Here is a 22,458-nt window from a genome sequence, read left to right as displayed (position 1 = left end):
TCAACTCTTGCTTTTTGCCTTGATCCACTTGATGTGCTTTTGGTTTTTGAACTGGATCACACCGCCATTTTCCGGCGAATAGTAGAAGGAGACTTCATCTTCTGTTCCCTCCAGACGATGGAAATAGACCGTGTACAGGGTGTTGCTATCCAGGACTGTCTTTTTCACGTTTGAAACAAAATACACATGCACACTTTCTTTGCTCGTGCCAAACACAACCGTGACTCTGGACAATTCCAGGGACCGATCTGCATACTTGGGATTTGATGTGGCCCACACGCCAATCAGCTCATCCGGGACAAGGGTGGGCCTGTCATACATAAATGCAATCGAGGCCACAAGAACAACGATTCCAATTAAGATCCATTTCACTTTCATCTGTGTTGTTCCACCATTGTGGGCGTATCTGGCCACCTCACAAACATTGTTTGGGCCTGCCGCGCCTTTTCTTCCTTTCCCATCACATCCAGGAACGCCTTCACGATGTTCCGGTCGAACTGGCTGCCTGCGCCCTCCCTGATAAACTCAATAGCACGTTTTTTCTCCCATCCGGATCGATACGGACGGTCTGAGACCAGGGCGTCGAAGACATCTGCCACGGCAACAATCCTGGCCCCCAAACATATGGTCTCGCCGGCAAGGCCGTGAGGATAACCTCTGCCACCAAACTGTTCGTGATGCTGCAACACGATGGGAATAATTTCCGCATAGGCACTGATTGGTTCCAGAATGCGCGCACCCATAGAGGGATGCCTTTTGACGTTTTCATACTCCTCATCAGTCAGTTTTCCAGGCTTGTCGAGGATGGCGGCGGAGACTCCAATTTTCCCAACATCGTGTAGGAGTGCTCCCCGACGCAGAGTATCCAGCTCTTTTGGGGTGAGTCCGACAGCCGTCCCAATTTCCAAAGTCATATCTGTTACTCGCTCAGAGTGACCGGCTGTCCAGGGCGATTTGGCGTCTACGGCCCTTGCGAGAGCTGTAAGTGTGCCCCAGTTGAGTTGATCTAATTCCTCTATCAGATGGGCATTTGACAGGGCTACAGCCACCTGATCTGCCAATTGCCTCGCTTGGACTAAGATCTCATGAACTTCGCTCGAGAAAGACATGGTCTCATCCGGACTCCGTGGAGGCGAATCCGTATACCCCAGGGTGATGATTCCGGAGAGTCTTTCTTGTAGAAAAATCGGCAAAACCAGAAATGACTTCATGCCATTGTTGGCCAGATGTTCAAGATAGCCAGGAGGGCGCTCGTCTCTTTCGATGATTAGATGTTCACGATTGTCATTAAGCCTCTGTACCTCATCAGGACTAAGCTCTGCGGTCTCCACCGGCTTTCTACTTGCAGTGTCGTCTTCCACATATGTGTGTGCCATACTCGTTTCCTTGGAATCAATGAGGCTCACGCTGACACCGTCACAGGAAAAGACATCGCGCATTCGCGTCAACACCGTCTCCACAATTTTCTCCGTATCCAAAGCCGACAGGATCGCCCTGTCAATCTCCGCAACCGTGGTCAGTGCCTGAAACTGTCTGCCCAACTGTCTGGACATTGTGTTAAAGGATCCTGCAAGTTCCTGAAATTCATCGGCGCTGGTAATCGCTACCCGGGTATCGAAGTCCCCCTTGGCGACCTGAAGGGTTCCCTCCTTCAGCTTTTTGAGTGGCACAAGATTCCTTCGAATTTGGATGACGCTCAGGAGCAGCACCACCCACAGGGACATGAGGACCACAAGGGGAAACATCTTCTTGAAATTGGCCATGGGTGCAAGCACATCGGCTTTCCATTGGCTCAGCACCACGGTCCAATTTGGAGCAACAAATTGGGATTTCAGAAAAATCGTCCACCAGCTTGCCACATATTCCTTGCCATCCTGTTCCCACTCAAACCGGCGTGACGCAGAACCATCAATTCTGGCGCCCACCGCAACCGCAAAGGGCGCGTGCGCTGGGAGGGAGCTGGCGAGCACGTTTCTTGATTGATCCAGAACGCAAAGCTCGGTCATGGGTGGCAACGTGCCTGCATTAAGTAAACCGAACAGGTAACCGGTGTCGATTTCTCCCATGAAAAATGCCGCCTTCGGATCCTGCGGCTTTAAGCTCCTCATCATAAATATGCGTAACGGCAAGTCTGAACGCTTCTGGATCGATATAACCGTCTTGCCGGCATTTATCTGTTCCAGTTCTTCCCGGGTTGGCAACGGCGGGTTTTCAATAGCGCCATGAAGAGATATTGGAGTGCCTTGCTCAGTGACAAGCATGATCGCCTTGAAGCGCTTTTCAGTTGGCTGATCAAAGGCTTCGACCGAGCTTTGCATAGCGCCTGGCACGCCTGGGTCAAGCTTGGATGCAACTATACTCATTTCGGTCTTAAGGAATATGAGACGTTCGTAAATGCCCATGCCCACAGCCTTGGTGGCCTGTTGGAGGCGCCTTTGGCTTTGTTCGTTGAGCTGTCTTGTCACATGAGTGAAAGACAGAATGGCCAGGGCTCCGATCGGAAGAAGGGCGCAGCAAACAAAGAGCACAAAGATTCGCCGCCCCACCTTGCTTCCAAGAAATGCAGTGTCAAGTTTCATCATTGTAAACCCTGTTAGAACTCTGAAGCCAGCCCTACATATCCCCCGTCATTGGCGCGGACGACATCATCCCCGGCATTTGGCGCGTTGAAAGGTTCCTTCGTCTCACCATCCTTACCTCTACTATAAAGGTCAAAGTCCGAATTTACAGGAACCAAGAACCGGTCCTTCCGCAGCTTGCCTGTTTTTGCACCCTCTACCTTGAGGTACTCGTACGGATTTCCCCAGGGATCTAAGAGACCTCCCTGTCCTACATCGCTCAGGCTGTTGGGAAGCGTTTCGTTTTCAATCTCATAGGTTTTGATATCCTTTTCCATCAAACGAATTTCTGCAATGGCCCGTGCGTTTCTGGCCTTGTCGATGTAGCTTGATCCCATAGGAACGGCGATGCCTGCCAGGGTGGCTACGATAGCGATTCCAATGAGTATTTCTACAAGTGTGAAGCCGCGACAAAAGATATTTCGGCCCCTGTTGCCGGGACAAAACCGTCGTGGGTAGACACCCGTGTGTGGCCGGATATGAATCAGAGAGTCTTTCAATATTTCTACTCAGATTCCAACAACCCCTTATCCTTAAGAACGATTCTTAGTCTCTCTAAAGAGGCAGCCAGGTCCTTAAATTCATCGCGCTTGCGTAGCCGAATTGGCGGCATATTTTTACCTTCAACAAGCATATCTACACATCTTCTTATTCTGAAAAGAGGTCCGGCAATTCTGTGAGAAAATACAAGCGACAGAAATCCTACAAGAACAAGAACGCAGAACAGAACGACGAAAATGGTCCGTTTAGTCTTGTCCCATTCCGTGAGAGTATCTGAATACATTTTCTCTAGCGTTTTCGTCAAAGATTCTACTTCACTTTTCATTCTTGTCGCCTTTGTTGCTGTATCCTTGGTATAGCCTTCTTTTTGTAAAGCAAGTATCGTTTGTTTTATGGAGTAAACTGGCACAATGGGTTTTTCCTTTGCCGCCCGAAGCACCAACTTCCCACTCTCAACAAGAGAATACGTACAATAAAGGCTCATCAGCAGCGCAGGTATGACACTGAAGGTAATATATTTGAGCTGACTGGAAGAATGAATGAAATACTTTCTTCTTTTGTACCTTTGTCCCATTTTAACTCCCTCCTATGGGTGTTGCACTCGTCAAAGAAGGCTCTTGCGGATTTCTTGGACCAAATGCCTTTACCTTTCTCACGCAAAATTTATGCCGATATGATTCCGAGGGAGAGGCCTTAACGCTAAGTTATTTTTGCACCGGATGGACTGTGGAAGGTTTGCTGAAAAAGATGAACATCGAACATCGAACGTCCAACATCGAATGTTGAATGGGAAAAGAGGAAAGAGAAGCATTAATTAAGATTTTCGTTACGAGTATCAAAACGGCCGTTCGACAGGCTCACGGCCCTGAGCGGAGTCGAAGGGCTGAAAAGAAACAGAAATAGCCGTTGAATGTTCGGTATTGGATATTCGTTACCCTGAACCTGTGAAGGGTTACGGTAGTTCAAATGCAAAATCGCCACTTGCAAAACATGTCATCAGGATGGGGGTCTGGCGGGGCAAACAGGCATTCCACCTTTATACGGTCGTCCACCTCCCGGGCAAAGCTCTCGAACTCCCCCCGGTGCATTTCTTTGCACGCAAACTCGCCCAGGCCGCGTCTGAGCCGGGCCTCCTGAGTAGGGCAGGACGGGACGGAGATAATTACCTCATTCGGCTCTTCCCGGATCTCGTATCCCACGAGGATGCACCAGGGAAAGTATCTGAGGGCGCTCACAAACCCCTTCAAGCCCTTTTCCTGGATCTGAAAGCGGGGCACCAGGTCCTTGGCGGCCATGCCGGCCACCCGCCCCCAGACTTTTTCATTGACACGTTCCGTAGTAGCCTGGTCAAAACGCTCAGCCACATAGATGAACCAGAACGCATCCATCACCCGGTAGTGCCAGAGAAGAAATTCTATATATTTGCGAAGCTCAGGGGCGTCCATGTTTTCAATAAGTTCCAGGTTCATGAGGCCTTCCTTTCAAAGGTTCTCAGTCCTTACTCAAATGCGACCGAGCCTAGGATACTTATCCAGAAGTAGTTGATAGATATAGACACCGAAAAGTCCACCCAAAAAGTCAGCGAGAATATCCCACATATCACCAAATCTGTACGGGACAAAATACTGATGCAACTCATCGCTTGCCCCGTAGATTCCAGTCAAAAAGATGCTTGCCACGGTTATTAGCCCATTGTTGTTCTTAAACGTTGAACTCCGAAAACCCCTCAAAAACAGTATTCCCAGCAAAGCATAGCCGGCAAAATGAAGAAGTTTGTCCATGCAAGGCAGGTCCGGAGTTTTTTTCGGGGCGGGATATGAAGATTGGACGAAAATAATGAGGCAGTAAAAGAGCACAGGAAACCAGTAATAGAAAAAATGACGAATTGGCGTCTTTGTCATGATCTTCCCATTGCCAGAAGCGTTCGCGATTTCATGTGACTCGACTTTGCCGGGGAAACGGCGTCTTTTAACAGTATCAATTATAAAATATACCACACCTGTCTTGACGAAATGTAAATTTAGCGCAAAGATAGAAAAAATACAATGGCAGGAGGTAGCCATGAGGGTCCTTATCACAGGCGGTCTCGGGTTTGTGGGCACACAACTGTCCATCCGATTTCTGCAAATGGGGCACCAGATCACGGTTGTGGGCCGCTCGCCGCAGCATATGCCCCGGAAAGTCAAGTATGTGCCTGCGGATACCACGGTCAAAGGCTCCTGGCAAGAGGAGGTGGCCCGTCAGGACGCCGTGATCAATCTGGCCGGCGCTTCGGTATTTAGGCGATGGAACGATAAGAGCAAAAAGCTCATCTATGATACGCGGGTTCTGACCACACGAAACGTGGTGGAGGCCTTGTCCGAAGGAAGGGAAACCGTCCTTTGCAGCGCATCAGCAGTTGGATACTACGGTTTCCATGGCGACGAGGAGGTGACAGAGGAAGACCGGCCCGGAGATGATTTTCTGGCCAGGCTCTGTGTGGATTGGGAAGCTGAAGCAACAAAGGCGGCCGGCAAGGATGTTCGAGTGGTTATTTCCCGATTAGGTGTTGTCCTGGGGAAAACCGGGGGCGCACTTGGACAAATGATCCCTGCATTTAAGAAATTTGTGGGAGGTCCGCTTGGAAGCGGCAACCAGTGGTTTGCCTGGATTCACATGGAAGACCTTTTGAACGCATTTTTGTTTGTTCTTGACAACGAGGATATCCACGGCCCGGTTAACTTTTGCTCACCGAATCCTGTACGCAACAAGGATTTGGCCGAGTCTTTGGGAACGGTCCTGTCGAGGCCGTCCTTTCTGAAGACGCCTGCATTCACGCTGCGACTCGTACTTGGAGAATTCGGATCTATGCTTCTTGAGGGCCAGAAGGCCATCCCGGCAAAACTGGCCAGGCAAGGCTTCGATTTTTGTTATTCTGACATCATTGAGGCCCTTGAAGAGATTGTGGGCGCTGGTGGGAAAAAGGAACCGATAGGTGCCAACACAAGATGATTATGAGGCAGCACGGGCATTGGCCCTCGACGCTCTGGCGCGACTTGACATAGATGTGTGCTGCACGAAAGCTGGGCTTTCACTTGAAAAAGTCTCGGCTGACAAAAAACGAGCGTCCGTCCCATATCTGGGGCACACATATGATTTTACTGTGTGCGGCGAGACAATATCCTTAGATGAAAATGCCGATCCGCTAAAGATACGGGATCAGGTGCTTATTCTGCACTATCTGATCACGGCTACCGGCGCATCTGTTCAAGACAGATGGGTTACGTTTCGCGAAGTCCCGTCTGGTTCCTTTTATTACCCGTCCTTTATGAAACGCGCCATCATACCCCTGAGAGAATTCTTCGGGAAAACACCAGATGTCCTGGAAAGGGTGTCCGGGCGGATCGGCCACATAGTGAGTTCACCTGGAGACAAGGCCTTAAAGGTTTTTGTCCTGCCCCGTGTGCCGGTTGTCCTTTCTCTCTGGGAGGGAGACGAAGAGTTTCCGCCTGAAGGCAATATCTATTTTGATACATCGGTGAGTTCCTACCTTCCCACCGAGGATATTGCTTACCTGGCCGGCGCGGTAGTGTACAAGGTAATCGCCCTGGCCAGGGATTTGGCGTAAGGTTGAAGGGGCGCTTGACGCGTAACATCTCAAGAACGCCGGGTGCTACTCCGGGCGAGGGGGCCTTTTTTCAAAGGCGATATCAACCATGCGCATGAAGCGTGGCCGGATATTTTGTGATTGGCCAAGCCTGTGCCAAGCTCATAAGGGCATTTGGGGCAATCACAATATCCGGCCACTGCGAGAGTCCGAAATAATGACAAAGATATCGCCTTTGAAAAAAGGCCCCCTCGCCCTAGGTTATTGAGGACCTACCCTGATGCAACCGCACAGCCCGGACTTTTTGAGGAGTTGGGTTTAAAGGGAGTTGAAAATGAAGATTACTATACTCGGCTCAGGAACATGTGTTCCGTCTTTAAAGCGGAGCAGTTGCTCGGTATTGATTGAAGTAGACACAACCTTGCTGCTCTTTGATTCGGGCGCAGGCACCATGCGGCGGCTTCTTGAGGTCGGCATCACCATTAATGAGATTTCCTACGTCTTTTACAGCCACCTTCATCCGGATCATTCCGGTGAACTGGTGCCCTTCTTGTTTGCCACAAAATACCCGGAAAGCTACAGAAGACGCAAACCCTTTACCATTGTGGCTGCCAAGGGATTTGTGGACTTTTATGAAAAGTTGAAACTAGCCTACGGCCGGTGGATTGAACTGGCGCCAGGTATCATGAACCTTGCTGAGCTTGACAACAATGACCGTGATCACCTCGATTGCGGCGTGTTCGATGTAGACAGCCTTCCAATGAATCACACGGAACAAAGCCTGGCCTACCGTATTACCGCGCCAAACGGCGCTTCTGTTGTCTACTCGGGTGATACTGATGTATGTGAAAACCTTGCAATCCTGGCCGAGGAAGCCGATGTGTTGATTTGTGAGTCTGCTCTTCCGGATGAGATGAAGGTGCCGGGCCATCTTACGCCGTCTCTGGCCGGTGAGGTTGCCACCCGGGCCGGTGTAAAAAAGCTCGTCCTCACCCATTTTTACCCTGAATGCGAAACAGCGGATATCTTTGCCCAGTGCCGGAGAACGTACGAAGGCCCGCTTGTCCTGGCTGAGGACATGATGGAGATCCAGTTATGAAATCGTTGCACGATTTCATATGACGCGGCTTCGCCGCTTGAGAAACACGTTGTGCAAATGGAAAAACGGATGAGGGATAAATACCCCCGTGTTACTGAAGTGACGGACTTGGAGCGTATTGAGATGGTCAAAGAGATCTTTGCCACCATTACGCAGAAGTACGATTTCTTGAATCATTTCCTGAGTCTTAGACGGGATATTGCCTGGCGTCGTTTTGCAGTGGGGAAAATGCGCTTTTTTGAGACTTACAGGATGTTAGATGTGGCCACGGGCACGGCCGACCTGGCTATCGATGTGGCCCGCGGATACCTTGGCACAAGAATAATAGGGCTCGATTTTGTCAAGGAGATGATGGATCGTGCCCGCACAAAAATACGCAAGTGGCGTCTGGCAGACAGGGTGCAGATGATGCGTGCCGATGCACTGGACCTTCCCTTTGCTGAAAGCTCTTTTGACGTTGCCGCAATCTCCTTTGGCCTCCGGAATATCCCCGACAAAATCGCTGCGCTTGAGGAGATGCTTCGCGTAATTGTACCTGGCGGCCAGGTAATGGTGCTGGAGATGACGCTTCCTGGGAACAGGCCCTTTCAAAAGGCTTATCGTGTCTATCTGAACCGGATGTTGCCTCGCCTGGCCGCCTTTTCCCCCAACCCGAGCGCCTATTACTATCTGGGAGACTCGATCATGAATTTTCCCGCCCCTGACGCCCTGGCCGGATTAATGGAAAAAGCCGGGTTGAAACAAGTGGAAAAATACCGGCTCACCCTTGGAATAACCCATTTGCACGTTGGTGTGAAGCCGTAGACACCCTAGGAGGGAAAACGGTTAACCAATCACGGCTGCAGATCCCTTTCAGATTTCACATTATTCCTGCCGGAATCCTTTGCCAGATAAAGCGCCTTGTCTGCCCTTTCTACTAAGGAGTCAGTGGTGTCTCCTGCTGTTATTTCTGCCACTCCCAGACTCACACTGATGTTGCCCAGGCGTTTTCCGGTCCTAACAAATTTTAGGTTTTTCTGTGATATGAGTTTTCTTATCTGTTCTGCCACAACACATGCATTTTCAAGTGAAGTCGTTGGAAGGAGAACAATAAACTCTTCGCCTCCGTATCGCGCCGGAAAATCCATGCCCTTCAGGTACTCACGCAATAAGGAGCCTACAATCTCCAAGGCCTCATCACCGATCTTATGACCATATTTGTCATTAAAGCTTTTGAAGAAATCAATATCCAACATTATGACTGAGAAAGGGACGCCATCTTTTGTATATTTGTCATAAAGCTCCGTTAGCTTGTCATCAAAGGCCTTGCGGTTGTGCAGGCCAGTAAGGGCGTCGATCCTTGCCTCTCTTTCCGACTTTTCGAGCTCTTGCCTCAAGCTTTCAGCTTGCGAGCTTGCCTTCTCAAGCCGTTTTTGCAAACCACGACTTGACTCGGCCATTTTGCTCGTCTCCTTTATCAGATTTCCAATGATATGTTGTACTTCAGACAGATGCCTGGCATCGGTCAATTGGCGGGAGTATTGTTCCAGTTTGTTTCCGTAATCTGAGGAAAAGGTGTTAGCGACGAGAATGTCGTTGAGAATATTCTTGAGGATTTTTTGCGTTTCCTTATGGACCTGTTTCATCAATTTTTCAGTTTTCGTTTTTCCAAAATACTTGTCATAGAGGCCTTCATTGATTTCAGGGACAAAGGAATTGCCGGATGCTATTATGCTGTCCATATCGGCTTTTAGTCTTTCATTGCTGCCGATGAAATATTCAAACCACACGTGATAATTTTCCGGAATCAAAGGGACCTTGCACTCTGTCATTTTGGGAAGGACTTTTTTTGCAATTTCAGTGGTCGTTCTTAGGTCATGGTCAAGATCTGGCATCAATAAACCCCCTTACTCTGTCGCCCCAGGATCCCTTGCGATATTCGGCATAGTATCGGCACGCTGCCTGGCAGAGTCGATTCGTACGAAATGGCATTTCCACGATGACACAGACTGTATCATGGCAGGGAGACTACCCCTACATTTCTCCTAGCAGGAATCGTGCCTTAATGTCGCGGCAGAATCACTATAAATATTAGCCATAATTTCACAGAATTATAGCTTGGCCTTTCGGCACTCTGAGTGTGTAAGTGCCGGCAGAACGGACTTGGCAATCGGCTTTGTGTCAGATTTTTGACCCAGCCCTTGGTCTGTTGACAACGATTTCATCGTGATCTATATTCTTTGAAGGAAAATGACACCCCAGGAAACAACCATGAGAAGAGTTCTATCTCACATAGTAATGGTCCTTCTATTCGCCATTTCTCCGCTGCCAGTTTCTGCACAGGATGCTCAAGATAAATCAAAGACCTTGGATGTGCAATCCTATCTTGAAGAAATCAGGGCAATGAAGCCGCACGACAAATCTGCTGATGCCAGTGGCTGGGGGCTTCATGTTGGCAATGGCTTGTCTAGTGCCTCAAAGAATCTGGATGTTGAAACCGATAGCTGCGAGTCAACTGGTGAAAAAGGACAGGGAGGGGAACTACGCCTCAGGTTTTGGTGATCTGTCCGAAGTCGTTTACGAAAGCCTAAGATTGGGAGTGAGTTTTCACTGGTAACTCCAATTTTTCCTCGATGCCTTTGAGTACAAGAAAATAGAGTGTTCCATTCTGTTTCATGTGACCTGCTGCAACCCGGGCATGCGGGCCATTGCCCAAAAAGAGATCTACCCGCCCCGGTCCTCTGATTGCTCCACCCGTATCTTGATTGAAGACAAACCTGCCGAATGTTTCCCAGGACACGATCCTGCCATCTTCGCCCAGCAGAGGTTTCTCTGTTTCAATGAAGGCCGGTGCAGCCCGTGGGAAGAGGCGCAGGTCAGTGGCAATAGAACGGCCGGGAGTCAGTAGCGCCTCAATGGCCCCTAGCGGGCCATGCTCAACCAGCCTGAAAAACACATATCTTTCGTTGTGATTAAAGACATGTTCGATCTCTTCGGGGTGATCTCTAAGGTAAGAACATATGCGTTGCATTGACATTTCCTCTTTAGAGATCACCCCTTCGTCGATGAGCAATCTGCCGATACTCCGGTAAGGGCGTCCATTGTTGCAATCATAATTGACATGCAACAAAGTGCCGTCTTCCAGCGTTACCTGTCCGGCCCCCTGGATGTGAAGAAAAAAAAGGGCAACTTGATCTGAGACCCAAAGGAGTTCATATCCTTTCTTCTGAAGGCGCCCCTTGGAGTCAATATCTTGTCTTGAAAAATAGGGCATGACGGTTTGATTGACATGTCTGCCTATGATGCGTTCATTTTTGTATTTGAGATCAAAAAGTCCCATGTTGATGCTCACCCAATCGTCAGGCTTTCTGTAGATAGGATACGGATAATCAGGGGAGGGTTGGAGGCTGGCCTGAAGCGTGGGCTCATAGTATCCTGTAAACAACACCTCGCCCCGCCCGTCGCGTCCAACAGATTTGTAGACGAAAAAAAAGCTTTCAATAGCTTTCTTGAGGTCGTTATCAGAGAGGGGATTTTGAGCCAGTTTGTGAAGGGCTCTTAAGGATTTCACCAGGTGAGAGGCAGTGTATGTGTCTGGCCCAAAACGAAAGCGTGTTGAAGGATCAAGACGTTTCAGATAGTCAAGGCTTTGATCAATTGCAATTTCGAGCGAGTCATGGGACATATCGTCAGTGAAACCGGGAAACTCATGGGGCCGGAGCTTCACCAGGGCTCGGGCGACTGTGACTGGCGGCTTGACCCTTGGAACGCATGCTGGCAGAAGCAATAGCAAAGCCAAGAGGATCCGAAACAAATTCTGACGCACGGCAACTCCTTTCACGGGAAATCTATGGCTATCCTCAGACTGTGCAGAAAAACATTATTAAGACGTCTTTTGCTTGCATTCATGAGCATCTCCAGGTTATTGAAAAGTTACGCAAGACTTTTACACAGGGTTCGGTTTTTTTCAAGTAGCAGATGAAAACACTTTTTGAAAAGGGACACCATGCAGTGGGGGAAAAACAGAGCCTGGAGTGGATTCGTGTGCGAACTTGTTCCCCCCGAGGCCTCGTATTTGTGCCACCGCTTATTGGTGGAAAACTGTCTCAGCAAGTGAGTTCCTTTCGTTGGCTAATTAGAGGAGAATATGATCTTGTCTCTTTCAATTACTCCGGCCACGGGAGTTCCTCTGACAGATTTTCCCTTGGAGCAACCATGAGGGATACACTTCACATGCTTTGCCGTACGTGGCGTCTGACCGAAAAAGAGCAGTTGCCTCTCTTTGGTATCGCTTCTTGTTATTCGGCCATCCCCATGGTCTATGCAACTCACTGCCTGAAAGAACCAATAAAAAAGCTTGTGCTTATCAATGCCATTTCAAGCTTGGGCCCACAGGCTGTGATCAGTTCATTTATGACGTATTACCGAAAGGTTTTCCCCACTCAAAAAAGCCTTCGGAGACTGAAGGCCGCAGTTGGGCATTATGTGGATCTCTTGTTTCCTGGAATTGCCAAAGGGAGAGATTATTTTGGGGTGTTAGAGCGGAGGAGGACCAGGCTGTTTAGGACTATCTCTGAGTTTTTCACTCTGAACCCCCTGAAAGAATTGCATCTGGAAAAGACGTCGGTCTTGTGCCTTTACGCTCGTAAAGATACGGTTTTGGAGATCTATGACGCTGGCGCCAGAGCAAACTATCAGAATGACATTTTGCGACTATGTCCGCAAACCCTCTTTCACCCTTTGGATGGCGATCACTTCCTCTCTCTACCCATGGCAAAGGGACAAGCAGTGAGATCTATTCTCTCGTTTCTCTAACCCTATGACTAGAGAGGCTATGAAAATGCGCAGAAGAACTTACGCTGGGTACAGAAGGCCAGGGGCAAAAAAAGCAGACAGCAATAGGTCTGTTGCTGATGTTGTTAGGGAGCTAAAAAAAATAAGTTCCCCATCCAGTAATTACAGAGAACGCTCGCTAAAGATTCACGGGCTTATCTGTGCCAAATGTGCGAGAGAGTTTGATTACAAGGACAGGCATCTCCTCACTGTGCACCACAAGGATGGAAATCACATGAATAATCCGCCCGATGGTTCCAACTGGGAAAATCTGTGTATTTACTGCCACGAGGATGAACACAGCAGGGGACTACTGGGTGATTATTTCAGTGATGAGAAATAGGGAATTTTGTAGTATGTAACGACCGTTCACGTTGCCCTGCAAGAAACCATGGCCCTGTCTGCCAAGACCAGGGGATGACAGACCTGGACCTTTCCGGCCAGCCCTTTCCGGCTTACACCCTCAACAAATTGGAGCAGGCAGCCTGTGCAACCCGTGACAATGGCATCGGGCTCCACCTTCTGAAAGTCTTCCATTCGCCGATCAAGGATTTTGACAGAAAGATCAAAGTGCGACAGGTTAAAATCTCCTCCATGTCCACAACATTGGCCGGCATGGGGAGCTTCTACAAGTTCCACATTGGGCAAAGCCTCAAGAATTCTTCTGGGGGCCTCTGTGATCCCTTGCCCTATCCTCAGATGGCACGGATCGTGGTAGGCCACGCGAAGCAACGGACCGCCCTGCAAGGCATGATCAAACGATTGGTCCTTTAGGTATGTGTCAAAATCAAGGCTCTCCACCAAGAAGGCCATAGCATCCCGGTGTTTTTCGGCCAGACCACTGGCAGCATCCTGCCAGAGAGGATCATCGTCAAAGAGGACCGGAAGGTCTCTTAAGTGGGACCCGCAGGAAGCGCACACTGTCAGCACGGCGTCAAGCTCCAGAAGCCCAAATACCTCTATGTTCTTCTTGGCCAAGGCTTGAGCGGTTTTTGTGTCACCCGAAACATAAGCAGGCAGTCCGCAGCAGACCTGGTCCTCTGGTATAACGACCGTGGCTCCCATGTGGCGCAGGATTCGCACAAGGACCCTGGCCGCCTCGGGAAAGAGATAGTTGGCGCCACATCCAACAAAGAATCCAACCCGAGGACCATCCATCGGAGATGCTGGCTCGGGCTGAGCGCTCTTGATAAAAGGAGTCCAGCAAATAGCAGGCGCCGTGGTCCTTTGAGTAAAAAACGAAAGTGGAAATCTGAGATGGAGCCCGCTGCTTTCAGGAATTCTCTTGCAAAACAGGGCCTGAAAAAGGGCGCCGCCTTTGCAGACAACTTCTCCCGGCAAATCTCTTCGCCTGATGCTTTTGATCAGAGGATTGTCGGACCTACTGCTCTTTCCGGCCAAGAAGAGATCTCGGCGACCCTGCTGGAAAAGGCGGGTGATCTGAACGTTATTAGCACAAACCTGGGCGCAGGCCCCGCACAGAAGACAACGCGAAAGGATTTCTCTCAGACGCTCGGACCACCCCATGGCGCCGTCTTCCACAGACTCAAGGAGCGCCAATCTTCCCCGTGCCACGTCAGCCTCTCTAAAGGTGGTCTGATACACAGGGCATACGCTCATGCAACGGCCGCACCGTTTGCACTTATTCAGATGGCTGTCGCTGTTCATGATTGTGAATAGATCTGCATGATTTCACAAGGATGGATGTTTAGGCAAGAATATTATTCGATGAGATGGCTCGGTCCTGCTAACAGCAGGACTTGCGATTAGGCTCGCATATTATGGCGGAGCAGGACCGTGAGGAAGATCTTCGTCGTGGTGTTATTGATCTTTGTTATAAAGCTCGCGCAAAGAGTTTTTTGATATCAAAGGGGTTACTTCATTTATGACAAGCCTGTTTGATCATTAGCTTCAAAGGCGTATTATCCAAGACAGATACAAGAACTTAGATGATTTCGTCAAAATAGGCCTTCAGCATTTTTTCCGCTGTTTTTTCGTAATCGATCTCATAGGTTCCGTTTTCAATCCTATCCTTGATGGCCTGAACTTTTTCTAAACGAACATCAGGTTCAGATTCCATGGCTCTCTGGGCCATCTGAACCTCTTTTGACGTCTGCGAAAGATTGACGATGGCGCCTTCTTTGGGCTCCGTGGGAACATCGGCTCGTGTAGGGGCTCTCTCACTAGGTCCCTGGGCCCGAGCGCCGGCAGTTTCATTGATATATTTGACTATTTCGTCACTACCTGAAATCTTCATGAATCAGCACCTCCCTATTGTCAAAACATATTGGCATCAACTTTTCTTTTGGTAATTTCTTCAAGACGGTTCCTGAGAACTTTGGAATCTTCAATTGAAAGGGTCCTGATCTCCTCCCCTTTTTCTCTGTCAATAACCTTGAAAACAAGCTCAGCGCCGTTATCTTCATCTAGTGCGAGGTTGTCCCCATACTCATTTTCCAATTCTTTCAACACCTGCTGTTCCATGGCGTTATGGGGGCCGGAACGCACAACGCGTTCAACGATATCCGCTGTTATTTTCTCAACTACAGCCGTTCGCCTTGCTTCAGTGGAAATTGTAATGCTATCAGCCGGATTCGGAGCCACTACATTCTTGTTCCGTGCCCCACGCCTGCTCAGGCTGAGCTGTCTGCCGTATGCTCTTAAGACATTATGAACCTGATAGTTGCTGACATGCATAACCAGTTCTCCCAGTAAATCTATCGGATCATGGCAAGGAAACTTTAGGAAAAAGGGGCAGGAAGAATATGCCAGGCTCTTGACATTTTTACCGGGCGGGACACGTTTGATTGAGGCAACTTTGTATAACAATTTGAAATAATGGAAATACCGTAACAGCTAGCTTCTCAAAAACACGGTCGCTTCAACGGTGACCAAAGCCCAGTTTGCGAGCCTAAAATGATGCCGATATATCATGGGTTGGAAGCCTAAATCTCACTGCAGGGGATTTCTCCTTCCCTTTGAGCCGTTATTTCCCATCACACCACCAGAAATCATTGTTTTTTACTGGATCATAGCACTTTTGCCGCCCGTTCACAAAAACCCATGGAGACCGTCCTAACTCGTCTCTGCCACACCGGTAAAGACGATCCCACGTCATGATCCAGCCCATGAGCAAACCATGTTTACTGAAACATTCAATGCTGTACTGAGAGCAAGAAGGATACATGGGGCACCGCCCCCCGGCAACGGGCGAAAGATACTTCCTATAGAATCTGACCAGCGAACTCCCTGGATTCGATGCGTCTTTTTGCCCCTCGTGGCGTGCAGCGTTTAGCCCTGGGGCTTGCCACGGGCCCTTTATGGGATCATCCTGGGCCATGACCGCTGTGGCAAACATCAAAAAGAAAACAGTGAGAATAAACCTAACCTTCTTCATCAGTCCCACTTCCAACATCATTTCTTCTGACCTACGATCAGGACACGTTCCTTTTGAAAAAGAGATGCTCGCCCTTCACAGTAAAACACTGAGATATTTCCTGATCACTTAATCCGTCTGTCTGCCGCATCATGATGCGCAGCCATTCCTTCTCACCCATAGCACTGAACGGCCTGATCAACAACCAATAGAGCCCGAAATGGCGTGTCGACTCTCATTGCATAATCAGAAATCTGCCCAAGGATTTGACAAATCCAGCCGTCTGATGTAACTATCTACCCACCAAGTAACTTATCAAAAAAATCTGAGATTCGCGTGATCCCCCTCATCCAAATGCTCTCCGCCTGTGGGGGAGAGAGCAGGGCGAGGGGGCACATCCCAACTTATTGAGAACTTACCCTAACAAGCATTCAATTGTCTGAAATTTATGGAAAGTCCATGTGCGAGGTTGTGCTGGACCTTTGTCATTTGCGAGGAGATACGTTTTTATGCCGGACAGAGCTAGCGGCGTACTGAAACTAACGAAAAACCGTGGTGGTGTACTGTGTGACCTGTTGCGGCCCTTTGGCCCCGGTTCCAATGAAATTGTGGTATCGGCCAGGCTCGTGAGGGAAAACAATCTCGTCCAAGGCGCCAGTGTCACAGGTTCAGTGAGGAAGGATAAAAAGGCTCCGCAATTGGCCATCGTTGAATCGGTCTGCGGCCTCAGCTCGGAACAGTTCAAAAGACGAACCCTTTACACCCACCTCATTGCCATCGATCCATGCGAGAGGTTCCAACTTGCCGCCACAGGTGAGATGAGTATGCGCGTCGTTGATCTCGTGGCGCCCATCGGCAAGGGCACCCGGGGCTTGATTGTCTCACCTCCCAAGGCCGGAAAAACCACTCTGCTGGAGCAAATTGCCAGGGCCATCCACGCCGGTGATCCTCAAACGCGCATTCTCGTACTACTCATTGATGAGCGGCCCGAAGAAGTCACTTACTTCCGTCGCGCCGTAGACGCAGAAGTCATCGCCAGTTCCAGCGATCGCAGCATCGAGGAACACGTGAGATTGGCGGAACTGATGCTTGCTCATGTCCGCACCGAGCTTGAGTGTGGCCACGATATAGTGGTGCTTGTTGACAGTCTGACGCGCATGGGCAGGGTTTTCAACCTTAATGGCAGAGGCAGAGGTCGAACACTGTCCGGAGGTTTGGATGCAGGGGCCTTGGAGATTCCTCGCCGCTTCTTCGGGCTTGCGCGCAACATTGAAGACGGCGGATCCGTCACTATCATCGCCACAGCCCTAATCGACACTGGGTCACGCATGGATCAGCTTATCTTCGAAGAATTCAAGGGCACCGGCAACAGCGAAATCGTTCTCGATCGCGGGCTTGCCGAAGCAAGGATTTTTCCGGCCATCAACGTGGCTGCCAGCGGGACCCGAAAGGAGGAAAGATTGTATGACCCTGACGATATTAAGCGCCTTGCCACCATTCGACGGGGCCTTGTAGACCGCAAACCCAAAGACGCGATGACCTCGCTGCTCAATGCCCTTGAGTCATACCCCACCAACGAGGAATTTCTTCAAAGTATCCCCTTGGCAAAGTAGTTCGGATTCTGACAGCCGACTGGGGACATCTTCAATCAGCAAACATAAGGAATAAACTTTAGGTGTGAAATAGTCCCCTATATTTTTTCTAGTATGCCTTCCCATCTTTTCCCATCATCGGAACAAATCTCACAGGAATGATGTCTTTTTTCTTTATTTTCCCTTTTTGCTTGGTCAGGAGCACCAATTCCTGCGTGAATTTTTTTCCAACAGGAATGACCATTTTGCCACCTTCTGCCAACTGGTCTTGAAGCGGTTGTGGAATGTGTGAAGGAGCACATGTCACGAGGATGGCATCAAAGGGGCTATGTTCTTTCCATCCTTGGTATCCGTCACCAATTTTGAGGTTAATATTTTCGTACCCCAAATCAGCCAACAGTTTTTCTGCCTTTTTCCCAAGCACGCCAATTAGTTCGATCGTACATACGCTTTCGCATATTTCTGCCAATATTGCTGCCTGATAACCGGAACCTGTGCCAATTTCAAGCGCTTTTTTAGTGCTGTCCAAATCCAAAACGTCCGTCATGAGAGCAACGATATAGGGCTGGGATATGGTTTGTCCCTCCCCGATTGGCAATGGGTAATCTCCATATGCTTGCCATTGATATTCCTTAGGAACGAATTTGTGCCTTTCAACCTTTCTTAATGCCTTCAAGACTCTCTTGTTAGTAATTCCCCTTGCTTCAATTTGAGTTCTTACCATGCGCTCACGTCGTTTTTCAAAGCTTTGAAAAAAGGGGTTTTCTGCCCTGCATGTGACACCAAACATAAAAGGGACCATCATGCAGATAAGCAGATATATCAGTTTCTTCTTCGTGTTTGCCATTTTCAGCCTCTTTCCTCAGTCTCCTTCAAGATGTCGAGACCTGCAAAGGGGATGTAGGGTCCGCGCCGTCCTCATCTGATTCGGGCAACACCGCGGGGACCGGATCTTGATTTTCCCCGCCTTCAAGCGGATTATCTCGATTCAAGAGGAGTGTTTGGGTGGGGAAGGCAAAGGGGATATGCATGGATTCAAAGACAAGCTGAATATCGTGGAGAACCTTATTGCCGTAAAACAGGGATTCGGCCCAAGTAGGAAGATTTACCTGAAACCAGACCCGCACGACTTTGGAGTAACGGTCCAGGCGTTCAAGGTAAATCCAGCACATGTCCTGATTGACCTCTGACTTGTTCGTGATGAGTTCCCTCAGCCTGACAACCAGTTCCTGAATTCTCTGGGGTGTAATGTCATAGGGCACATCCAGATCCCATTTATACATGAATTTGGTTCGGCCGTAGTATGTCTTGACCACACCCTTTACAAAATCTGAGTTGGGAATGGATACCGTAGTCATATCCGAGAAAAGCTCCACATACGTCCTGAACGTGGCGATCCGTTTGACCGTGCCGGCCCAGTTGTTAAATACGATGAAATGGCCTTCATCAAATATTCCCGTGCTGAATATATAGATTCGCCCCACAAGATTTCGCAGCGGTTCTTGAACGGCTACGACCAAGGCAATCCCGCCGATTCCCAGGGAGGCCCAGATGGCCTTGAGGTCCACGCCAAGGTTGGAGAGTACTGTCAGAATGGCAAGGAGCCCGAGGATCATCTTGGAAATCTCCCTTACTTGCTTTTTTACGCGATCGGCATTTCTTATATGGTCTTCCAGGTTGACCAGACTCTTTTGCCTGATACGTTTGATGTATCCACTGGCTACTAATTCGATGAGTCCTTGGATGAAACGGCTCAAAATGACGAAAAAGAGGACCAGGCCGAGAACGAACAAGATCTTGTCGAACCAGGATGAGATGCTTTCGGCAAGTTTCAAATGGCTTTTTGCCATGGCAAGGCCGAAGATGAGGATGAAATAGACTAAAGGAGAAAAGACACGTTCCATAATGAGGTCATCCAGATCGGTTTTGGTTTTCTTTGTCCAATTATGAATGTGTTTTTTCAAAAAGCGATTGGCTGCTACGGAAAATAGTACGGCGGCAATGAGTATGGCCATCGAAATGAGATAGGCCTGTATCGTATTTCCGAGGACATTGATTTTAAGAAAAGGCATGGGGCGTCTCCTTGATCACTTTCATCAAAGCTCTTTCTGGTCGGAAAATGCAATATACGTACTTTGGTTTAATTGACTTTCGTCTTTTTATAGGACAACGCGGGAGGAAGCAAGAACTTCTGCCGGTGACGCCACCGTGAATGTATAAGCCCTGTGGGAATGACCTACAGATAACTGTCTTGAAACAAACTCTAAAGGATTTCATGACAGTACCGATAAGAGAAGTATCGGATAAGGAGGTTTATAGGGTGGATTTTGTAGATGTGGACATAATTGTTGGTGGCACATCAGCCGTCAAGAACAACCCACCAGAAGAACAAGTTGCTCTTCCTGCCGGTAAAAGTGCGGTCCGCAAGGACAGAAGGAAGAACAAGCAGGATCGTCGAAGAAGTGTAAGGGAAGGCGTCATTGTTAGTCTTTCCTCAGAAAATGATCGACGTGTTTTACGAGATCGAAGAAAAGCCAATTTTTAGGACTATCCAACAAATCTACTCAGCTCTCGCCCCCGCTTACGAATGCACGAGACAAAGCTTTCCCAAATAGACCAAATTGTGATAACAAAACGGAAAATGCGTTAGAAAGCAGTTTAGTGTGATTTCCGGATAGTGAAACTCGATGAAAGACAAGTTGTTTGTCATATGGGGTAGGCGAAGCCCGGAACGAGATCCGAACGTGGTGAGGTCCACCATGAAACAGAGGGCTGAGCCGAATTTGGATATTCTTAATAAGAGCCCTTGTTTGCACTGTGAGTTGTTTACGAGCGGGGTTGTCTGCCCTTATGTCAAGGGGTGCAGCAAGATTGACGAGTTTCAACGGGTGGCAGCAGTTCACTGTACGCTTAGTAAATATCAGGATGTACGCTCCATGGCCTAGGAGGCTTTTTCTTTTCATAGGAGATAACCATGTTCGACGTAGATGTCCTGACTGATGAGCAGTTGGCCGGCCAGCGCCTTATGGTTGGTTTTAAGGGCACGGTCCTGGGTGATGAGTTGCGATCCATGATCAACGAAATTCGTGTCGGAGGGCTCGTCTTGTTCAAGCGCAACGTGTCTGATCCTTCCCATCTGAGTAGCCTTTGTCAGTCAGTGCAGGCCTTCGCAACAGAAACCGGCAACCCGCCACTTGTGATTGCCATTGATCAGGAAGGTGGCCCGGTAGCTCGGCTAGGCCCCCCCTTTACGGTTTTTCCGGGAAACCGGGCAATTGGGAAGGCCCGGTCAGGGGAAGCTGCCAGGGAGTTTGGCACAACAACGGCAAGGGAACTCAAGGGAGTCGGAATCACCATGAATTTTGCGCCAGTACTCGACGTGGTGCCAGAGGATCTCGACTCTCCTGTTATGGCGGAACGGGTGTTCGGAGATAGCCCGGAGTTGGTGGCAGAGCTTGGCACGACTGTTATTGAAAGCATGCAGGAGAACGGGGTCGCGGCAACTGCCAAGCATTTTCCTGGCATAGGTCGCACTACGATCGATTCTCACCTGGATCTTCCCATTCTTGACACAGAACGCGCTATTCTTGATTCGAGCGATCTGGTCCCATTCAGGGCTGCCATCGGATGCAACGTGGAGGCCGTGATGTTATCACACGTGGTCTATAGCGACCTTGACTCGGAATGGCCTGCAAGTCTTTCATCGGTCATTGCAAAGGAGTTATTGCGGGAGACCATGGGCTTTAAAGGGATTGTCATAACCGACGACCTTGACATGGGGGCTATCGACAAACACTTTGATGTGAATACGTTCGTGGAAAGGATCTCTGATGCTGAAATTGATATGGCACTGATATGTCATGATCAAGTTAAGGCCGAGGCAGCCTATGGGGCGCTGTTGAAGGCCATACAACAGTCAGAGGATGTGAAGAGAAAGACACTTGCATCTGTGCAACGTATTCTGAATCTAAAGGGAAAATACCCATCATAGATGGTTCCTTTTCCCACAATATCACACAACGAGTTCACCGCATCCTTAGGGCTCGCGCAAGAATAACTTCACATTTTGATGCGCCGACCTGCCTGCCGGCAGGCAGGTCCATCCCGCCTGGCTGCGTTGCTCGTCGGTCAAATAGCTTGCTATTATTCGCCCTCCTCGCGTCTTGCCATGCGTGCGCCTCGACTCCTGAAAATGTAAATTTATTTCTTCGCGAACCCTTAGATGTGGCGGGAGACTCTTGACAAAGAGTCAAGGGTTTGACATCCGCGTAGAGCCCGAATCAAATTCATTTTCGGTCATATCCCAAGGCATTTAAACAAATGAGGTGTAACCATTGGCAATGATGGGAAATTATGTGCGTGCGGCGTTGTGGCACGATTCCTGCTGTCTGAGGGAACTGTCACATTTTTTCTATTCACAGTCAGGAAACCCAAAGGAAGGGCGTCATGGTTAGCTTCAAAGAACTTGGCTTTGTCAACATCCGTGAAATGTTCAAGAAGGCCATGGAGGGCGGATATGCCGTGCCAGCCTACAACTTTAACAACCTCGAGCAGATTCAGGCGATTATTAACGGCTGTGGCCGATCCAAATCCCCGGTAATCCTTCAGGTCTCCAAGGGCGCCCGCGATTACGCCAACGCTACTCTCCTGCCCAACATGGGAAAAGGAGCTGTTGAGATGGCAAGGGAGCAAGGCTACGATATCCCCGTATTATTGAGAAGAACAAGAATGTGCTCGGTAGCGCGGATCAGTATTGACGGTATGTGTCAGCAACATCGATCATTAGTTAGTTTCCATCCATAAATGGCCCTTTTCCCTCTGAGCGGCGTTCTCCGCGGGTTTTGCGCCTGCGACGTACGAAAAGTACGTCTCGG

The 22,458-nt window shown here is 49.2% G+C and carries 26 protein-coding genes; 12 read left to right on the top strand and 14 right to left on the bottom strand.

Annotated features, from left to right (window positions below; translation table 11 throughout):
* The 6 genes from JW883_11790 to JW883_11765 form a co-directional block, all read right to left on the bottom strand.
* Entirely contained in the window at positions 1-378 is a 378-nt protein-coding gene (locus JW883_11790) for a hypothetical protein (GenBank protein MBN1842948.1), read from the bottom strand.
* Complete coding sequence (locus tag JW883_11785) at positions 375-2,582, bottom strand: HD domain-containing protein (GenBank protein ID MBN1842947.1); 2,208 nt, start codon at positions 2,580-2,582, stop codon at positions 375-377. Before JW883_11785 ends, JW883_11790 begins: the two co-directional genes overlap by 4 nt.
* An 11-nt stretch (positions 2,583-2,593) precedes the next feature.
* Positions 2,594-3,037: a prepilin-type N-terminal cleavage/methylation domain-containing protein gene (locus tag JW883_11780; protein ID MBN1842946.1), complete on the bottom strand. Its 444-nt coding sequence runs from the start codon at positions 3,035-3,037 to the stop codon at positions 2,594-2,596.
* Between the two features lie 86 nt (positions 3,038-3,123).
* Positions 3,124-3,693: a hypothetical protein gene (locus JW883_11775; protein ID MBN1842945.1), complete on the bottom strand. Its 570-nt coding sequence runs from the start codon at positions 3,691-3,693 to the stop codon at positions 3,124-3,126.
* A gap of 388 nt (positions 3,694-4,081) precedes the next feature.
* Positions 4,082-4,588 (bottom strand): hypothetical protein, encoded by a 507-nt coding sequence (locus JW883_11770; GenBank protein MBN1842944.1) that lies wholly within the window; start codon positions 4,586-4,588, stop codon positions 4,082-4,084.
* A gap of 33 nt (positions 4,589-4,621) precedes the next feature.
* The gene (locus tag JW883_11765; GenBank protein MBN1842943.1) at positions 4,622-5,020 is read right to left on the bottom strand and encodes a VanZ family protein; all 399 of its coding nucleotides are present in this window, start codon (positions 5,018-5,020) and stop codon (positions 4,622-4,624) included.
* Positions 5,021-5,180: 160 nt separating this feature from the next.
* On the opposite strand from JW883_11765, the gene JW883_11760 reads away from it, so the two are divergent.
* The 4 genes from JW883_11760 to JW883_11745 all read left to right on the top strand — a co-directional run bounded on the left by JW883_11760 (position 5,181) and on the right by JW883_11745 (position 8,608).
* Entirely contained in the window at positions 5,181-6,110 is a 930-nt protein-coding gene (locus JW883_11760; GenBank protein MBN1842942.1) for a TIGR01777 family oxidoreductase, read from the top strand.
* The gene (locus tag JW883_11755) at positions 6,094-6,726 is read left to right on the top strand and encodes a DUF3786 domain-containing protein (protein MBN1842941.1); all 633 of its coding nucleotides are present in this window, start codon (positions 6,094-6,096) and stop codon (positions 6,724-6,726) included. The genes JW883_11760 and JW883_11755 overlap by 17 nt, the downstream gene beginning before the upstream one ends.
* Before the next feature lie 313 nt (positions 6,727-7,039).
* Positions 7,040-7,804, top strand: a complete 765-nt coding sequence (locus JW883_11750; GenBank protein MBN1842940.1) for an MBL fold metallo-hydrolase — start codon at positions 7,040-7,042, stop codon at positions 7,802-7,804.
* 69 nt (positions 7,805-7,873) lie between these two features.
* Positions 7,874-8,608, top strand: a complete 735-nt coding sequence (locus tag JW883_11745) for a ubiquinone/menaquinone biosynthesis methyltransferase (protein MBN1842939.1) — start codon at positions 7,874-7,876, stop codon at positions 8,606-8,608.
* Between the two features lie 29 nt (positions 8,609-8,637).
* Here JW883_11745 and JW883_11740 read toward each other — a convergent pair whose 3' ends face one another.
* The gene (locus tag JW883_11740; GenBank protein ID MBN1842938.1) at positions 8,638-9,678 is read right to left on the bottom strand and encodes a GGDEF domain-containing protein; all 1,041 of its coding nucleotides are present in this window, start codon (positions 9,676-9,678) and stop codon (positions 8,638-8,640) included.
* Positions 9,679-10,054: 376 nt separating this feature from the next.
* On the opposite strand from JW883_11740, the gene JW883_11735 reads away from it, so the two are divergent.
* The gene (locus JW883_11735) at positions 10,055-10,345 is read left to right on the top strand and encodes a hypothetical protein (protein MBN1842937.1); all 291 of its coding nucleotides are present in this window, start codon (positions 10,055-10,057) and stop codon (positions 10,343-10,345) included.
* Between the two features lie 25 nt (positions 10,346-10,370).
* Here the strand turns inward: JW883_11735 and JW883_11730 are convergent, their stop codons facing one another.
* The gene (locus JW883_11730; GenBank protein ID MBN1842936.1) at positions 10,371-11,609 is read right to left on the bottom strand and encodes an MltA domain-containing protein; all 1,239 of its coding nucleotides are present in this window, start codon (positions 11,607-11,609) and stop codon (positions 10,371-10,373) included.
* A gap of 152 nt (positions 11,610-11,761) precedes the next feature.
* On the opposite strand from JW883_11730, the gene JW883_11725 reads away from it, so the two are divergent.
* Entirely contained in the window at positions 11,762-12,598 is an 837-nt protein-coding gene (locus tag JW883_11725) for a hypothetical protein (protein ID MBN1842935.1), read from the top strand.
* Positions 12,599-12,623: 25 nt separating this feature from the next.
* On the top strand, positions 12,624-12,959 hold the full coding sequence (locus tag JW883_11720; GenBank protein MBN1842934.1) for an HNH nuclease family protein: 336 nt from the start codon (positions 12,624-12,626) through the stop codon (positions 12,957-12,959).
* A gap of 26 nt (positions 12,960-12,985) precedes the next feature.
* Here JW883_11720 and JW883_11715 read toward each other — a convergent pair whose 3' ends face one another.
* The 4 genes from JW883_11715 to JW883_11700 all read right to left on the bottom strand — a co-directional run bounded on the left by JW883_11715 (position 12,986) and on the right by JW883_11700 (position 16,013).
* The gene (locus JW883_11715) at positions 12,986-14,236 is read right to left on the bottom strand and encodes a (Fe-S)-binding protein (protein ID MBN1842933.1); all 1,251 of its coding nucleotides are present in this window, start codon (positions 14,234-14,236) and stop codon (positions 12,986-12,988) included.
* Positions 14,237-14,561: 325 nt separating this feature from the next.
* On the bottom strand, positions 14,562-14,873 hold the full coding sequence (gene flgM / locus JW883_11710) for a flagellar biosynthesis anti-sigma factor FlgM (protein MBN1842932.1): 312 nt from the start codon (positions 14,871-14,873) through the stop codon (positions 14,562-14,564).
* Between the two features lie 20 nt (positions 14,874-14,893).
* Complete coding sequence (locus tag JW883_11705) at positions 14,894-15,313, bottom strand: hypothetical protein (GenBank protein MBN1842931.1); 420 nt, start codon at positions 15,311-15,313, stop codon at positions 14,894-14,896.
* Between the two features lie 289 nt (positions 15,314-15,602).
* Entirely contained in the window at positions 15,603-16,013 is a 411-nt protein-coding gene (locus JW883_11700; GenBank protein MBN1842930.1) for a membrane protein insertion efficiency factor YidD, read from the bottom strand.
* Between the two features lie 488 nt (positions 16,014-16,501).
* Here JW883_11700 and rho point away from each other — a divergent pair, with 488 nt between their 5' ends.
* Positions 16,502-17,605 carry a transcription termination factor Rho gene (gene rho / locus JW883_11695; GenBank protein ID MBN1842929.1) on the top strand — a complete coding sequence of 368 codons (1,104 nt, stop codon included), beginning with the start codon at positions 16,502-16,504 and terminating at the stop codon, positions 17,603-17,605.
* Between the two features lie 88 nt (positions 17,606-17,693).
* Here the strand turns inward: rho and JW883_11690 are convergent, their stop codons facing one another.
* Positions 17,694-18,374 (bottom strand): protein-L-isoaspartate(D-aspartate) O-methyltransferase, encoded by a 681-nt coding sequence (locus JW883_11690; GenBank protein ID MBN1842928.1) that lies wholly within the window; start codon positions 18,372-18,374, stop codon positions 17,694-17,696.
* A gap of 82 nt (positions 18,375-18,456) precedes the next feature.
* Positions 18,457-19,656, bottom strand: coding sequence for a mechanosensitive ion channel family protein (locus JW883_11685; protein MBN1842927.1), 1,200 nt, complete (start codon positions 19,654-19,656; stop codon positions 18,457-18,459).
* 203 nt (positions 19,657-19,859) lie between these two features.
* Between JW883_11685 and JW883_11680 the strand changes: the two genes are divergently transcribed.
* The 4 genes from JW883_11680 (at position 19,860) to JW883_11665 (ending at position 22,387) form a co-directional block, all read left to right on the top strand.
* Entirely contained in the window at positions 19,860-20,129 is a 270-nt protein-coding gene (locus JW883_11680) for a hypothetical protein (protein ID MBN1842926.1), read from the top strand.
* Positions 20,130-20,271: 142 nt separating this feature from the next.
* On the top strand, positions 20,272-20,529 hold the full coding sequence (locus JW883_11675) for a hypothetical protein (protein ID MBN1842925.1): 258 nt from the start codon (positions 20,272-20,274) through the stop codon (positions 20,527-20,529).
* A 29-nt stretch (positions 20,530-20,558) separates the two neighbouring features.
* Entirely contained in the window at positions 20,559-21,575 is a 1,017-nt protein-coding gene (gene nagZ / locus JW883_11670) for a beta-N-acetylhexosaminidase (GenBank protein MBN1842924.1), read from the top strand.
* Positions 21,576-22,030: 455 nt separating this feature from the next.
* Positions 22,031-22,387 carry a class II fructose-bisphosphate aldolase gene (locus JW883_11665; GenBank protein ID MBN1842923.1) on the top strand — a complete coding sequence of 119 codons (357 nt, stop codon included), beginning with the start codon at positions 22,031-22,033 and terminating at the stop codon, positions 22,385-22,387.
* The last annotated feature ends 71 nt before the right edge of the window (positions 22,388-22,458 follow it).

The sequence above is a fragment of the Deltaproteobacteria bacterium genome, from assembly GCA_016930875.1.
In the GTDB taxonomy this organism is placed as follows: Bacteria; Desulfobacterota; Desulfobacteria; order Desulfobacterales.
The sequence above is the reverse complement of the archived record's forward strand: the minus strand, read 5'-3'. Positions and strand labels throughout refer to the sequence as shown.